General features: G+C 60.4%; 17 protein-coding genes. 10 read left to right on the top strand and 7 right to left on the bottom strand.

The features are described from left to right. Positions 1 to 283 precede the first annotated feature (283 nt). Entirely contained in the window at positions 284 to 484 is a 201-nt protein-coding gene (locus AC0L3B_RS25575; RefSeq protein WP_473381236.1) for a hypothetical protein, read from the top strand. Between the two features lie 339 nt (positions 485 to 823). Here the strand turns inward: AC0L3B_RS25575 and AC0L3B_RS25570 are convergent, their stop codons facing one another. From AC0L3B_RS25570 to AC0L3B_RS25545, 6 genes are all read right to left on the bottom strand, one after another. Next, positions 824 to 1,012 carry a hypothetical protein gene (locus AC0L3B_RS25570; protein WP_354226430.1) on the bottom strand — a complete coding sequence of 63 codons (189 nt, stop codon included), beginning with the start codon at positions 1,010 to 1,012 and terminating at the stop codon, positions 824 to 826. 18 nt (positions 1,013 to 1,030) lie between these two features. Beyond that, a complete protein-coding gene (locus AC0L3B_RS25565) occupies positions 1,031 to 1,189 on the bottom strand; it encodes a hypothetical protein (protein ID WP_473381235.1) in 159 nt (52 codons plus the stop codon). A gap of 132 nt (positions 1,190 to 1,321) precedes the next feature. Next, positions 1,322 to 1,471 carry a hypothetical protein gene (locus tag AC0L3B_RS25560; protein ID WP_473381234.1) on the bottom strand — a complete coding sequence of 50 codons (150 nt, stop codon included), beginning with the start codon at positions 1,469 to 1,471 and terminating at the stop codon, positions 1,322 to 1,324. A 1,497-nt stretch (positions 1,472 to 2,968) separates the two neighbouring features. Then, on the bottom strand, positions 2,969 to 3,259 hold the full coding sequence (locus AC0L3B_RS25555; RefSeq protein WP_473381233.1) for a hypothetical protein: 291 nt from the start codon (positions 3,257 to 3,259) through the stop codon (positions 2,969 to 2,971). Positions 3,260 to 3,366: 107 nt separating this feature from the next. Then, entirely contained in the window at positions 3,367 to 3,507 is a 141-nt protein-coding gene (locus AC0L3B_RS25550) for a hypothetical protein (RefSeq protein WP_259219486.1), read from the bottom strand. A gap of 65 nt (positions 3,508 to 3,572) precedes the next feature. Beyond that, positions 3,573 to 4,916, bottom strand: coding sequence for an LLM class flavin-dependent oxidoreductase (locus tag AC0L3B_RS25545; RefSeq protein ID WP_473381232.1), 1,344 nt, complete (start codon positions 4,914 to 4,916; stop codon positions 3,573 to 3,575). A 566-nt stretch (positions 4,917 to 5,482) separates the two neighbouring features. Between AC0L3B_RS25545 and AC0L3B_RS25540 the strand changes: the two genes are divergently transcribed. From AC0L3B_RS25540 to AC0L3B_RS25505, 8 genes are all read left to right on the top strand, one after another. Then, on the top strand, positions 5,483 to 6,412 hold the full coding sequence (locus tag AC0L3B_RS25540) for a TauD/TfdA dioxygenase family protein (RefSeq protein WP_473381231.1): 930 nt from the start codon (positions 5,483 to 5,485) through the stop codon (positions 6,410 to 6,412). Positions 6,413 to 6,437: 25 nt separating this feature from the next. Beyond that, complete coding sequence (locus AC0L3B_RS25535; protein ID WP_473381230.1) at positions 6,438 to 7,508, top strand: ABC transporter substrate-binding protein; 1,071 nt, start codon at positions 6,438 to 6,440, stop codon at positions 7,506 to 7,508. Next, positions 7,505 to 8,368 (top strand): ABC transporter ATP-binding protein, encoded by an 864-nt coding sequence (locus tag AC0L3B_RS25530; protein ID WP_473381229.1) that lies wholly within the window; start codon positions 7,505 to 7,507, stop codon positions 8,366 to 8,368. Before AC0L3B_RS25535 ends, AC0L3B_RS25530 begins: the two co-directional genes overlap by 4 nt. After that, positions 8,325 to 9,236 carry an ABC transporter permease gene (locus AC0L3B_RS25525; protein ID WP_473381228.1) on the top strand — a complete coding sequence of 304 codons (912 nt, stop codon included), beginning with the start codon at positions 8,325 to 8,327 and terminating at the stop codon, positions 9,234 to 9,236. Before AC0L3B_RS25530 ends, AC0L3B_RS25525 begins: the two co-directional genes overlap by 44 nt. A 37-nt stretch (positions 9,237 to 9,273) precedes the next feature. Further along, positions 9,274 to 9,450, top strand: coding sequence for a hypothetical protein (locus tag AC0L3B_RS25520; protein WP_473381227.1), 177 nt, complete (start codon positions 9,274 to 9,276; stop codon positions 9,448 to 9,450). Between the two features lie 282 nt (positions 9,451 to 9,732). Beyond that, entirely contained in the window at positions 9,733 to 10,047 is a 315-nt protein-coding gene (locus AC0L3B_RS25515) for a helix-turn-helix domain-containing protein (protein ID WP_473381226.1), read from the top strand. Next, entirely contained in the window at positions 10,044 to 11,327 is a 1,284-nt protein-coding gene (locus AC0L3B_RS25510) for a type II toxin-antitoxin system HipA family toxin (RefSeq protein WP_473381225.1), read from the top strand. The genes AC0L3B_RS25515 and AC0L3B_RS25510 overlap by 4 nt, the downstream gene beginning before the upstream one ends. 27 nt (positions 11,328 to 11,354) lie before the next feature. Next, positions 11,355 to 11,513 (top strand): hypothetical protein, encoded by a 159-nt coding sequence (locus AC0L3B_RS25505; protein WP_473381224.1) that lies wholly within the window; start codon positions 11,355 to 11,357, stop codon positions 11,511 to 11,513. A gap of 614 nt (positions 11,514 to 12,127) precedes the next feature. On the opposite strand, the gene AC0L3B_RS25500 is transcribed toward AC0L3B_RS25505, so the two are convergent. Next, on the bottom strand, positions 12,128 to 13,810 hold the full coding sequence (locus AC0L3B_RS25500; RefSeq protein WP_473381223.1) for a PAS-domain containing protein: 1,683 nt from the start codon (positions 13,808 to 13,810) through the stop codon (positions 12,128 to 12,130). 164 nt (positions 13,811 to 13,974) lie between these two features. Between AC0L3B_RS25500 and AC0L3B_RS25495 the strand changes: the two genes are divergently transcribed. Continuing rightward, positions 13,975 to 14,214: a hypothetical protein gene (locus AC0L3B_RS25495; RefSeq protein WP_473381222.1), complete on the top strand. Its 240-nt coding sequence runs from the start codon at positions 13,975 to 13,977 to the stop codon at positions 14,212 to 14,214. Positions 14,215 to 14,269: the final 55 nt, after the last annotated feature.

Raw genomic sequence — 14,269 nt, 5'->3', positions numbered from 1 at the left:
TTTTTCCTAGGCGCACTCGCAGCTGATTTTTGGAAGGCAAAATTACTTGAAGCCTGAGACGGTACGCGCCGCAGTGGCGACCGAGGACGCTTAATCAATCCTTCGCACAAATCGTGATAGCCTGGACCCTATCGGGATTTTGCGCGTCACCCTCCCGGGGCTGGAAAGCCGCCGCCTGCGCTCATTGAGCAGGCGGCGTTTTTGCTTCCAAGCCCCAGCTCTGTGCGTTGGGGCCCCTTATAGGAGGCAGGAAGTAGTCGAGCGGCCTAAGTACTTTTCCGACATGCAGGACGCCCCTGACTTCCTGAAGTCGCTCGAACAGACGCGGCGGCTCTCGACCCGTGAAGGATGGTGCAGGGCGCACATCGAGGCCATCCAGGTCGCGATTGATCAATACTCTGAGGCGGCTTTCGGCAACCGCGAGTTCGTCCTCAACAAGCCGCACAGCATTGGAACGAGCCGAAGCAGGAGCGAGATTCCCTAAATGGTCCCGAGGGCCGTTCTCTTTTATCACATCCTGATCGTGCACTGTTCGAGAAGCGTTCGCAGAAATGCAACCTTCAAAGGCGTTCGCGGTAATAGAAAACGTCGGGGTGTATTCACAGACGGAACGCGCCTCCGGCGTCCGAGTTAGGAGATTACGCCGATACGAACGAAGCAGAATCAAAACCCTTCGCTCTCGGAAGGGCGGGGGTATTCTCCGTTTGAAGAAAGCTTTGGCGATGGAGGCGCGTTCGGATGAAGCGTGACGGACACGCCGCCAATTTTGAGCCATTCTCACAAATAACAGAGCCCGCCTGCTGAGCACTCACGCGGCACACGATCAGGACAAAGTAACTCGGCCGGCCGCGGTAATGCTGTACGCGACTTCGCCCGATGCCAGCAGTTCGGCCTCGACGAGTCCCAGCTCGACCAACCGGGCGACGAGCTCATGGTCAAACAACGGCGGGCTGGTCCAGAATTGCGAAGCCAGACGGCTCAGGAAATCGCGCTCGGTTGCCGTCAGGTCCATGATCGCCCGCAACGTCCTTTAGCTGTCGCTGCAAACGCTCCAGATGCCGACTGCAATGGCGACGAGAGCGACGCATGACCAGAAAATGGGTACGCTCGAGGAGCGGCCGGCAACGAGGCCCCAGGCGCCGAAGCCGACAATTCCGATTGAGATCGCATCGGCAACCGCTTTCTCCATTGGTCGCCTCACAAGCACCTCCCGATAGGGACTCGGCAGGAGGCCAAATGTTCCCTGCGCGCGGATGCGCTCCGAGGGATGGGGTTTTAACCTGAATCCCTGGTGCCCGAGGGCCCCGATGGATCGGCCCTTTCAGATCTCCATGAACTTACGTCCCCCGGAAGCATAAAGGGGATCACTCTCAACCTGTTTGTTTCGGGTAAACCCTAGGCCTACAAGTCCAGCCATCACCAGCGCGCTGCCAGCAACAATCCACCAGCGCGGCAATTCCAATGCGAGCATCGCAGCCTCCATCGAAATGAGCCTGTAAGCTGCCGGAAGTACCTTAGATAATCGGAATATCGTCCTCAGAGCAGACGATGGCAAGTTCGCCCGCTCGGCGCGGACGGAACGGGAAAGGAAGCCGCTATTGTTTAGCGGGCGCTCCGGGCGGTTCTGCTGGCGCCGTGGGTTCGGCGGCTGGTGCGCTGCCCCTGAGATCCGAGGGCGCTGTACAATCGCCGGCCCAAATCTTGGTTCCCCTGACGGTGCCGACGGGCTTGCATCCCATTGGCGCCTGCGGCTTGACCTGAACAGGCGGCTTTTTGGCGGCTTTCGGCGGAGCGGTTTGAGCAAACGCGCCAGTCGCAATGAGCAGCGCGATAAGTCCGAATAGTCGCTTCATGGTCCATCCCCTCGACCTTGAATGCGTTTCCTGCCTTCGCCTTCAGCCCGATCCCGACTTCGGCGAATGGATTCGGAACGGCCGGACTGATCCTCCTGCTTGCCAGCGCATTTGTCGACCGTTTCACGCAATGCCTTTGATAGCCGAATAGCGGTCATGGGTCCCTCCCGGTGGCGGGACGTAGCTACCGCGGGTCCGGCGCGCTGCCGACCGGCCTAGCGGACTTCTTGGAGTCGTTCTGCCTTCAGCCCGCCACCGAACAGCGGGCGAGCGGCAGACGCCCAGCGAGCCGGTAACCTGCCGGCAATAGCTAACAGGTACAAAAGCCGCCATCGCGGCCTGGTGACAAGTACCGCGGTGCGCATGGGCATAGGGACCCGCCGTCTCACGAGGCGGCGGGTTTTCCCCTTTTTATTGCGATGCAACCAGCGTTGCCTTACTGAATGCGATCACGTTCGCAGCCAAGGACCACAAGGCTATCGCGATCTGCTTGGGCATGTGGTGGCCCCCAGGCGACAGCCCCTCTACCCTACTGCCGGACGAGCTTGGACCGCATACCGGCGAGCATCGTATAAGCAACGCGCCGCCAGATCAGGTTCATCAGGACTAGCATGTTGGCATCCCCGTGTTCGATGCTGCCAGTATCGCCCCGCATGTTTCAGGAGGATTCCGCCGGGGTGGGAAAAGACTTCGTGCAAGCTGAGAAAGAGGTTCACCGATCCGCGCTAGCGGGTGTAACCGCACGTACGAAGGCTGCAGCGGGAGGTTAAATCGCTGCGGCCCGCGCATGGTCAAAAAAGCCGGGTTAAATATCCAAGTGAAATATGCAGCCAGCCCCGGTTCGGAAAATCTATCGCTAACCTTTTCTTGGTTGCAAGCTGAATTTCGCGGGAACCGAAATGTGACTATCGGGCATTATGTTCCATTGGGAACGCGCCTCCCCAGCTTGCCGGAAGGCGCGCGATTGCAACCCCTGATTCCTGGTGGTCGTCGTCCGCGCATGAGATGATGATCAACATTTGCGTTTCGGAGGGAAGCCCGATGCGCCTTGTATTGCCTTATTTTGGAATTTGCCTCTGCGCGTCTCTCGCGGCGTGGTTGTCCTTCACGCTCCTCTACTGACGGAGCAGATCCTCGGCGGGCGTCTGCAGCCGAACGTATGTGCCGCTCTCATGCAGCTCGCCCTTCTCTACAGCGCACCTCATCCCGGCGCCGAACTCTGCGCCGGTTCCCTTAAGTGGGTAGAGGAAGGGATAGTTGATCTTCGATGCGAACACGGCCGTCCTGTACCGGCTCGATACCGACGCCAGCTGAAGGAGATGGCGGGCGGCGACTTCCGGATTGGCAAACGGGCGTTCGGTGACGAGTTTCAGTGCGATGTTTGATGACAGATCCTGCGGCGCCACATGCCGAGCAGAAAGGGCGCAATCCGACGCACCACCACGGCTGATCTTTGGGAAAGCGTGTCGAGCCGCACGTCGATCCTACACTCGCAGCGTCTGAGCCCGCGCTCCTACACCACCGAGGCCAGAGCGGCGAACCAGCCGCTCTCGTTGCGAAGCTCGTGCATCGCCAAAACCAGCTTCCCAAAGCGCAGCGCATTTCGAAGACACCGCAGCTTGGTTTCGGGGGCATAGAGAAATCTGTTGCTCATTCGCGTCTTAGCCGTCCAGCGGCCCAATGAAAGCAATCCGTTAGGCTTCTCTTGCGACAGGCGAACTATGCGATCGCCTGAATGGCGTTGGAGAAGATGCTGGCCGGCCGGCTCAAGCCGTAATGATCGCGCAGCGTTGTGCCCGTGTAGTCGTGACGGAACAGGCCGCGCTTGCGCAGAATGGGCACGACCTGCTCGGCGAAGATGTCGAACCCACCGGGCAGCCAGGGCGGCATGACGTTGAAACCATCGGCTGCCCCGTTCTCGAACCAGGTCTGGATGTTGTCGGCGATCTTTTCCGGCGGACCAGCAATCACCCAATGGCCGCGCGCCCCCGCCAGCCGTTGCACCAGTTGACGAAGGGTCGGTTTCTCGCGATCCACGATATCGACCACCAGCTTGAAGCGGCTGGCGACGCCGTGCGCGCTGCGACTATCGATCAAATGACGGGGAAAGGGATCATCGAGGTCAAACCCTGAAAGGTCGAGGCCGAGCATCTGACGCAGCTGGGTCAGCGAATACTCTGGCTGGATCAGGTCGTTGAATTCTTCCTGCAGTCGGTCGGCCTCGAGCTGCGTGCTGCCGATGAAAGGACTGATGCCGGGCAGGATCTTGATCTGATTCGGCCTGCGATCGAAGGCGCGAGCCTGGCGCTTGATGTCGGCATAGAATTCCTGGGCACTCGCCAATGTCTGATGTGCGGTGAAGATCGCCTCGGCGAAACGTGCTGCAAAGGCCCGTCCGTCGTCGGAGGAGCCGGCCTGGACATAGACCGGCCGTCCCTGGGGCGTCCTTGAGATGTTCAGCGGCCCGCGTACACGAAAATGCTTTCCGACGTGATTGATTGCGTGGATCTTGGCGGTGTCGGCGAAAATACCCGAGATGGGGTCGTTGACGAGCGCGTCGTCCTCCCAACTGTCCCAAAGCCGCGTGATGACGTCGAGATATTCCCGCGCCCGCTCATAGCGTTCGTGATGCGGAGGATGCTCGGGCAAGCCAAAGTTCTGCGCGGCCTGCGGCGTGCTCGTTGTCACGATGTTCCAGCCGGCCCGGCCGGCACTGATGTGATCCAGCGAGGCGAACAGCCGCGCCAAATTGTAGGGCTCAGTATAAGTCGTCGATGCCGTGGCGATCAGGCCGATCCGCTGGGTGGCCGAGGCGATCGCCGTGAGCAGGGTGATCGGCTCAAGCCGAAACCGTTGCGCATAGCGGACATTGTCCGCCAGCGCCGGGCCGTCGGCGAAGAAGACCGCGTCGAACTTGTGCGCTTCAGCGCGCTGCGCCAGCTCCTGATAATAGGTGACGTCGAGGATGCGATTGGCTGCCGAACTCCTGTGGCGCCAGGCAGCTTCGTGATGACCATCTGGATACATGAAGAAGTTGAGGGAAAGCTGCCGTCGTTCGCTCATTGTGAGATCCGCGTGCATTTAGAGTTGTAACAAGCGAGACTCTACGTCTGCAGTCCCGCTGATGTCGATGAAATGAATTTGCGTTGTTGAGGTGGATGCAAGCATGAAGCTTGCGACCAGAGCGCCAATCAAAAACCAGGGCAGTCGTCACGACGAGAAACGACGGCAGCTGTAACGATTTTATCGCGTCTTTGGACGAGAAGTGCGTTGCGTCGCGTCAAATTGCGCCGCTCTTGCAGCCGGGCGGGCAGTCATCATTGCAAATCTTTCAGTGTCAGCATTGCTAACGAAGCGTTCGTTGCCTCTCGCCGAAAACAAAGCTGGTTTTGTTTCATTGACTGACGATCGATCGCTCGTACCATTCAGGACCTCAACGCGAGGTCGTTTCATCATGCTCCAATTCGGTCGCAGTGACCGATGTCCCGGCTCGGGCCGTCTGCCGGAGCACGTTGCGGCCGAGTAGGGCCCCCTAGCCAGAAATGATTTCATCTATCTCCGCCGTCGTTTCCGCGACCGGCGCATGGCGGAGCTTTGTCCACGGGGATCGCAGTGACGAGAGCACGACCATGAGCAACACGACAACAATTAATAACGTCATTCCGCGCGCCGACATCGTTAAGCGTGCGGCCAGGCTTGGCGCCGAGATCAGGAACATCAAACTGTCGGGCGAGCTTTCGGACGAGACCATCCGTGCCATCAACCAAGTGCTGCTCGAACACAAGGTCATCTTCTTCCGGGACCAGGGACATCTCGACGATGCCGAACAGGAGCGCTTTGCCATCAGACTCGGCAAGCTGGTGCCCCATCCGACGGTCGGCGCGATCAAGGGCACGTCGTCGATCCTGGAGCTGGACTCGGGCCGAGGCGGTGGCCGCGCCGACCAATGGCATACGGATGTCACCTTCGTCGACGCCTATCCGAAAATCTCGGTGCTGCGCGGCGTGGTGATTCCACCCTACGGCGGCGACACCGTCTGGTCGAACACGGCAGCCGCCTATCTCGACCTGCCGGCGCCCCTGCGCAAGCTCGCCGACGAACTGTGGTCCGTTCACAGCAACGCCTATGATTATGCCGTGAAGACGCGGGCAACCGAGGCGGACAAGAAGCACTTCGACGAGGTGTTCACCGGAACGATCTTTGAGACCGAGCATCCGGTGGTGCGCGTCCATCCCGAGACAGGCGAGCGCACGCTCGTGCTCGGCAATTTCGTGCAGCGCTTCGTTGGCCTGCCGAAATCCGACGGCCAGAAGCTGTTTGACCTGTTCCAGTCGCATATCACGGCGCCGGAAAACACCGTTCGTTGGAGCTGGGAGGCCGGCGACATTGCGATCTGGGACAATCGCGCCACGCAACATTACGCGGTCAACGACTATGGCGACCAGCACCGCGTTGTGCGCCGGGCCACCATCGATGGCGATGTACCGCTCAGCGTCGACGGTCGCCGCAGTGTGACGCGCGTCAAGACATCCAAGCCCCAGACCGCCAAAGCCGCTTGATCCTGATTAGCTCACGAGAGTCAGAATGATGAACGCTATACTTCGATTGCTTCCCGCAAGGCGCGCCGGGTTGGGACGGGCCACCCGCAACACGTTGCGGGTTTTGTTGGCGGGCGCCGTGGCGCTCGGCCTCACGGCCCCGGCATTCGCCGAGCCGCCGCTCGAGAAGACCGAGATCCGCTACCAGGGATCGGCCGGGCAGGTGACGTTTATCGAGCTGGCCGAGGACCTTGGCTATCTCGCCCCGCTCAAGCTCAAATGGGTCGGCAACACCATCAGCGGGCCGCAGGACATCCAGACCGTCGTCACCGGCGATATGGACATCGGCGGCGCGTTCTATGGGGCGATCCTCAAGTTGATCGCGGCGAAGGCGCCGGTCAAGGCGGTGGTCGGCTACTACGGCTCCGACGCCAACACCTATTACGGCTACTTCGTGAAGGGCGACAGCCCGATCAAGACCGCGCATGACCTGATCGGCAGGAAGGTCGCGGTCAACACGCTGGGCGCACATTTGGAGTTCGTGCTGCGCGAGTACCTGGCTAGGTCCGGCCTCAGCGCTGGTGAAGCCAGGCAGGTCACGCTGGTGGCGATCCCTCCGGTCAGCGGCGAGCAAGCGTTGCGCCAGGGCCAGGTCGAGGTCAGCGCGTTGGGCGGTGTCCTTCGCGACAAGGCGCTGGAACGGGATGGCATCCGCTCGCTCTTTGTCGACACCGATCTGTTCGGCCAGTTCACCGGCGGTGCCTATGTACTGCGGGACAAATTCATCAAGGATAATCCCAATGCCTCGCGTAAGCTGGTGGAGGGGATTTCGCGAGCCATCGAATGGGCCCAGACCACACCGCCGGAAGAGGTGCGGGCCCGGTTCGACAAGATCATCGCCGAGCGCAAGCGCAACGAGGATGCCTCCTCGATCAAATACTGGAAGAGCACCGGTGTTGCATCCAAGGGCGGCTTGATCTCGGACAGCGAAATCCAGGTATGGATCGACTGGCTGGAGAAGGACGGCCTGTTCAAGCCGGGTCAGGTCAAGGCTTCCGACACCTACACCAATGCGTTCAACTATTTTCGTCCCGGAAAGACGGCGGAGGCCCGATGACCTCCGTCAAGATCCGTTTCGAGCATGTCCGCAAGGAGTTCGTCCTGCGCGGCGAGGGTGGCGGACCAGGCCAGCGCTTCACCGCGCTAGAGGACATCACGCTCGATGTTCGCTCCGGCGAATTCCTGGCCCTGGTTGGCCCAAGCGGCTGCGGGAAATCCACCTTGCTCGATCTGCTGGGCGGGCTCACGCTGCCGACCAGCGGCCGGATTCTGCTCGATGGCCGGCCGATTGCCGGACCCGGTCGCGACCGCGGCATCGTGTTCCAGCAGTATGCACTGTTTCCCTGGCGTACCGCCGCTGAGAATGTCGAGTTCGGCCTTGATATCGCCGGGCTCAAGGCCAAGCAGCGGATCGACATCGCGCGGCATTTCCTCGACCTCGTCGGGCTGTCCGGCTTTGCCGACCGCTACCCGCATGAGCTCTCCGGCGGCATGAAGCAGCGCGTGGCGATCGCGCGAAGCCTCGCCTACGATCCGGAAGTGCTGCTGATGGACGAGCCGTTCGCCGCGCTGGACGCCCAGACGCGCGAGACGCTGCAGGGCGAACTGCTGCGGATCTGGCGCGCCACCGGCAAGACGATCGTCTTCATCACCCACGGCATCGACGAGGCCATCGTGCTCGGCCAGCGGGTGGCGGTGATGACGTCGCGTCCGGGCCGGATCAAGCAGATCATCGACATTCCGGACGTGCTGCGCAGCGAGGCTGACGACGTGCGCTCGCTGCCTGAGTTCGGCCGCGTGCGCCACGAGGTCTGGAGTCTGTTACGCGACGAAGTCTTGAAAGCGCAGCAAGGACAATTGGCCGTCGGCGCTGGTGCGCGCGCCGATCGCAAAGTGGAGGAGGTCACCCATGTCTAGCCTCGAAATGTTGACATTGCTGGAGCTTGCGCACGGGCGCCCCGAGCCGCTTACCCGCGCGGAAAGCCCGGCATCGCCGCTGGTGGGCCGGATCCGCGCCGCGGCCCGCGGGCTGGCTGCCTTCGGGCACCGCTCGTTGCTGCTGATTGCGCTGTTGGCGGCGTGGGAGGTGGCGCCGCGGCTCGGGCTGATCGATGCCGTGTTCCTGCCACCCTTCTCGGAGGTGATCGCGGCGGGCTGGCAGCTTGCGCAAACCGGCGAGCTCTACGATGACATCTCCGCCAGCTTGCTGCGCGCCCTGAGCGGATTTCTGATTTCGGTCGCCTTGATCGTCCCGCTTGGCGTGGCCGTCGGCTGGTATGCCCGGCTCGGCGATCTCGTGAACCAGTTCATCGAGATCTGCCGCAACACGGCGCCGCTTGCGCTGCTGCCGGTCTTCATCCTGTTACTCGGAATCGGCGAGCTGTCGAAGGTCACGATGGTGATCTATAGCTGCGCCTGGCCACTCCTGCTCAATACCATTGCCGCGGTGAAACAGGTCGATCCGTTGCTGATCAAGTCGGCGCGGACCATGGGTGCAACCTCGCAGCAGCTGTTTCGCAAGGTGATCGTTCCGGCGGCGCTTCCCACTATCTTCGTCGGTATTCGCCTGGCCAGCGCGTCGGCCATGCTGGTGCTGGTTGCGTCCGAAATGGTCGGCGCCAAGGCCGGCCTCGGTTATCTCATCATCAACAGCCAGTACAGCTTCCTGATTCCGCAGATGTATTTCGGCATCCTCAGCATTACCGTCATCGGGCTGACGTTCAATGCCATTCTGGAGGCACTGGAGCGGCGCTTCATGCGGTGGAAAGCGCCAGTAACAGCATGAGATACGGGATCAGGCGCCGCTTGGAACTTTCCGCGGGGTGGCCAGCGTCACCATGCTGCTCGGCGGCACGTCGCGGATCAGCCAGACATTGCCGCCGATGGTCGATCCGCGGCTGATCGTGATTCAGCCGATGGGTGATACGGCCAAGGATCGTCTCGCCGACGTAGATCACGACGCCGTCGTCCAGGATCGGATGGCGGGTGTCGGCCCCTGACCACCTGGCCCTTGTCATCCGTCGGAAAGTCGCGCCTCGAGCGTGACCGCCTGATAGATGCAGACATCGTCGCCGATCATGGCCGATCACGACCCCGGCGCCGTAATCGATGAAGAAGCCGGAGCCGGTGCGGGCGCCGGGGTGAATATCGATGCCGATCGGCCTGGCTCAATTGACACGTGAATTACGTTTGGGCGAAATGTCAGCGATCGATGACTTTCTATAATGTCATCGAACGCTGGCATTTACAAATTGTCAACGAACGTCGACATATGTTAAAGTATGCGAACGTTGACATTTGGAAATCCCATGCTCATACGCACACCGGCCGAACTCGGTGCCGTCCTTCGCGACCGGCGCAAGAAGCTCAAACTCGATCAGTCGACGTTTGCCAAGAGCATTGGCGTCAGCCGCCAATGGGTGATCGAGGTTGAGCACGGTCACGCGCGCGCTGAGCTCGGACTGATCCTTCGCGCCCTTGATGCCCTGGACATTCGCCTGGATGCGGGCACCGAACAAGCGCCCGCCCGCGGGGCCACCAGGCCAGCCGTCGATATCAACGCCATCGTGGCCAAGGCCAGGAAGAAAAAGGCATGACGAGCGAACTTGTTGCTCTGCTGGATGGTCGGGAAATCGGCCGCGTGCGCAATGACGCCCGCGGCCGGCTCACCTTTGTCTATGACAACGACTGGCGCGAGGCCGAGGGAGCCTATCCGCTGTCGCTGTCCATGCCGCTCGCGGCCGAAGAGCACGGTCCTTCCGCCGTGCAGGCTTTCCTCTGGGGACTCCTGCCCGACAACGAACGCGTGCTCGAACGGTGGGCTCGAAGATTTCAGGTGTCCGCGCGCAACGTGTTTGCTCTTATTTCTCATGTCGGCGAGGATTGCGCGGGAGCCATTCAGTTCGTCACGCCCCATCGGCTGGAGGCCCTGCGAAGCGGCGCCGACGACAAGGTCGATTGGCTCGACGAAACGGCGATCGCCAAACGCCTGCAAACCTTACGCGAGGATCACGCCGCCTGGCGATTGCCGCGCGATACCGGACAATTCAGCCTTGCGGGTGCCCAACCCAAAACCGCCTTGCTTCTGCAAAAGGGCAAATGGGGAATTCCCTCTGGGCGCATTCCGACGACTCATATTCTCAAACCGCCGACCGGCCATTTCGATGGACACGCGGAAAATGAACATATCTGCCTCATACTTGCGCGCAATCTCGGTCTGCCCGTCGCCGACACCCAGGTGATGCATTTCGGAAAAGAAATCGCCATCGTCATCGAGCGCTACGACCGGCAGTTCAGTGGGAACGAGATCGTCCGTGTCCACCAGGAAGATATCTGCCAGGCGCTCGGCATCCTGCCGACCATGAAGTATCAAAACGATGGCGGACCAAGCCCTGCCGATGTGATCAAGCTTTTGCGCACCTATTCCACGGATCGCGTCGCCGACGTTGACACTTTTGTCGACGCGCTAGGCTTCAATTGGCTGATTGCGGGTACGGATGCTCATGCCAAGAATTATTCGCTGCTGCTGGCCGGAGGCCCTCACGTACGGCTCGCCCCGCTCTACGACATCGCCAGCATTCTTCCCTACGATGACGTCGATCTGCAGAAGATCAAGCTCGCGATGAAAATCGGCGGTGATTACAAGCTCAGCCAGATTAGTTTACGCGATTGGCAGAAGTTCGCGCACGAAACGCGCCTCGATCCTGACAAGGTGATCGCCGGACTGATTTCCATGGCCGAGCAGCTTCCGGACATTGTAGCCGCCGTACGGAAGCAAGCGCAGAAAGACGGATTGGACAATGCTATCATCGGGCATCTAGCCAAGCACCTGATCGCAAGAGCCGGGCAATGCCGTCGACTGCTCGGTGAGGCATAGTTTCTGGCGACGGCCGCCAGCAGCATCATGCTGATCGGCAACATGGTGCCGATCATCATCGGTCGACATGTCGTTGTCGAAGCCAACGGCAGCAACAGCATCAACACCGCCGCGATCGGCATGCAGATATCGATGTCGATGTCGACTACGATCGGTGATTGCTCGCGATCCGTGACAGCCGCGTAGTCACTGCGGCTGGCGTCACCTGACGTTCGGCGTGTCCTTTCAAGGCTCCGGCAGACAGCGATTTCTCCTCCGCGGACTTTCCCAATTCGGCGGGCGCTTGTAGGTCCTCTTTTTGGCACGGCCCCTATGCGGCCGGCAGTCCCGTGGCCACGGCTGCGCAATCACGACGATTAGGCTCTCGCCCCCTTTAAGGGGCGCCGGATTAGCCAGGGCTGAAGATCAAATAGAGCAGGATCGCGGCCACGACGACTGTCCAGCCGATTGACGTGGCGAGAGCCCATACTTGCGTCGGCATCGGACGAACTCTCCCGATGAAGCTAACGAAGAGACCGCTGGCGCTGGACAGCGGCCTCTTGAACCCGCCTCAAAATGTCTTCGAGATAAAAGACCTTACCCCGGGTCCCCCATAATCAAACGCCGGACTCGCCACCCTGTGAAGTCAAAAACGATTCGAAGGCCAATGGAACAATTGTGACGTTGCGAGAGCGACACACCTGACAAGCTAGGCCAGCACTGGTGGAGAGCTTTTCCTCGGGCGGAAGCCAACCATTTGGCACAGAAATGAGCGACAGTGCCCGTATTCGCCTGCGCGGAGGGTGACGCAAGGCCGACTGCTAGTCGGCGGTCCCAACCTGATCGGAGAGGTCTTCCACCATACTCACGAACATGTGCGAGTCCTCCCCGGGGGCGCCAATCTGCAAACGCCTCCACGAGATCACCCGGCGGCCGCGAACTGGATTGCAGATCGTATCGACTATAGGCTCGAGCTGCTGGCTTTGCGCAAGTAGCTGCTGGTCGCGCTTTTCGATCAGCTCGGCCGTTTCAGAGGAAAACAATTCGCGCGCGGTCTTGCCGACAATGTCGGTGCGCGACATACCCATCTGCTGTTCGGCCGCCTTGTTGATGAACAGATAGCGCAGACTGCGCGCGTCCTTGGCGATGATACCTTCGCGCACGTTCTCGACGACCGTGGCGAGCAGCCGTTCGGTACGCTCGAGAATACGCTCTTTCTGCCGCTGTTCCGTGACGTCCTCCTGGACGGAGACCCAGCCACCCCCATCCATAGGCCGTTCATAAATCTTGACGATCCGGCCGTCGTTGAGCCTTACCTCGTAAGCCGCCGGCTCCTTCTTTCCGATGCGAACGAGAATGGCCGAAACGTACTTTTTGATGTCGCCGCTAAACAGCCCGTGCTCCAGGATCTCCTCGAGCGAGGACCCTGACTCGATGGTCTCGGGCAGATTATACATCCGGCGGTAGTTGCTGTTCATTGCAATCACACGTGCCTTGCCGTCGAGCATGATGAGGGCTTGCGGCATGCTGTTGATAGCGGCGGAGAGCTGCCACTTTTTGCTCTGGTACTTGTCGTTGAACGCGTCGCGCTCGGCCATTGCGGCGTCGCGCTGTTTGCAGAGGTCAAATTCAAGCTGTTTGAGCTCAAAGACTTGAGCGACAGCATCGCGGAAGTTCTGCGCGGCGCGTGCCAGGTGGCCGATTTCGTCCTGGCGTCGCAGATGCGGCACCTCGCTTCCGATGTCCCCGATTCTGATGCGATCGGTCGCCTGGGCAATGTCTGAGAGCCGCGCCAGCACCGAATCCCGGATCACGAGAACATTGAGCGCGGCAAGCACCAGCGCCGCCAAACCCAGCATGAACAGGTACCATGCCGCACAGCGATTTTGTACGGCGAGCCCATCTGCTTCGCGAGTGCGCTCGTTGTAGCCGCGCTGCAACGCTTCTAGATCCGCATTCAGCCTGCTGCAAACCGTGCTGCTGGCTTCGGTGTCCCCAAACTCGCGGGCGGCTGCGGGGCTAATCTCGACGGCCCGGCGGACCAGCTCTTGGTGAAAATCGATGAATTGGGCAATGCGCCGTTTGAGGGCTGCGAACCGTTCGAAGTCTTCCGAACGGACCGTAGGCTCCCAGCCCTTCATCACCTCCGCAAGCTTGTGGTTGCGCTTGAGGATTCCGTCCGCGAACTCTTTCACTTTGGCTCGTTCGGTGGACATGTAGATGCCGCGCGAGTCCATCACGATCGCATAGATGGATGCGTTGACCAGTCCGGAATTGATCGCCGCTGCAGCGGAGGAGGCTTGCGTATTACGATAGGAATTCTGCAGTCGCACGGTCTGGACCGACATGACCAGAAGAAAGGCCGTAACAATTCCCAAGAACCCGGCGATCGCATAGACTTTCTCGGCGACTGTCAGGTCGTCGACCCCGCGCGCAAAGCGGATATATTTTTTCAAAAGCCGCACGACGGGCCCGGCTCCAAGGCCTACGATCGCAGAATTCATGCCACATCCCAGCCTAAACCTGCGCAACATAAACTATCCGATTGTCCGACCTTAAGGTTGTGCGCGTTTACGGTGGCAATGTGCGTTGAGGATCGGCCGGCGTCGGAGAGCACGTCTTCGGGGGAGACTGGGCCATAAGCATCCCCGCATAGGCCGCGGGCTCATTGGATGATTCTGGCGGCGAACGCTTAGGCGGCTCCGGGCTTCCTATACATCCGGACGCGTTCGATCAGGTTTTCGATACCGAACTTAGTGAAAACCTGCATGCCATGTTCTCCGGCGCCATAGCCCCAGATTGCGCCATGTTCAATCTCAATTTTATTGGCGACCTCTCGCAGCCAGTCTTCATCTTCGTCAAGTTCCTCGGCAACACGTTTGATACTGGCAACGTGACGAACCGCTGACGTGCATGGTTACACAGCTCAAGCGGCGATCGCTGATGCCAGCCTCCAATCCCAG

This window comes from Bradyrhizobium sp. Kon56 (assembly GCF_055807635.1).
This window is presented reverse-complemented; position numbering and strand designations above follow the sequence as displayed.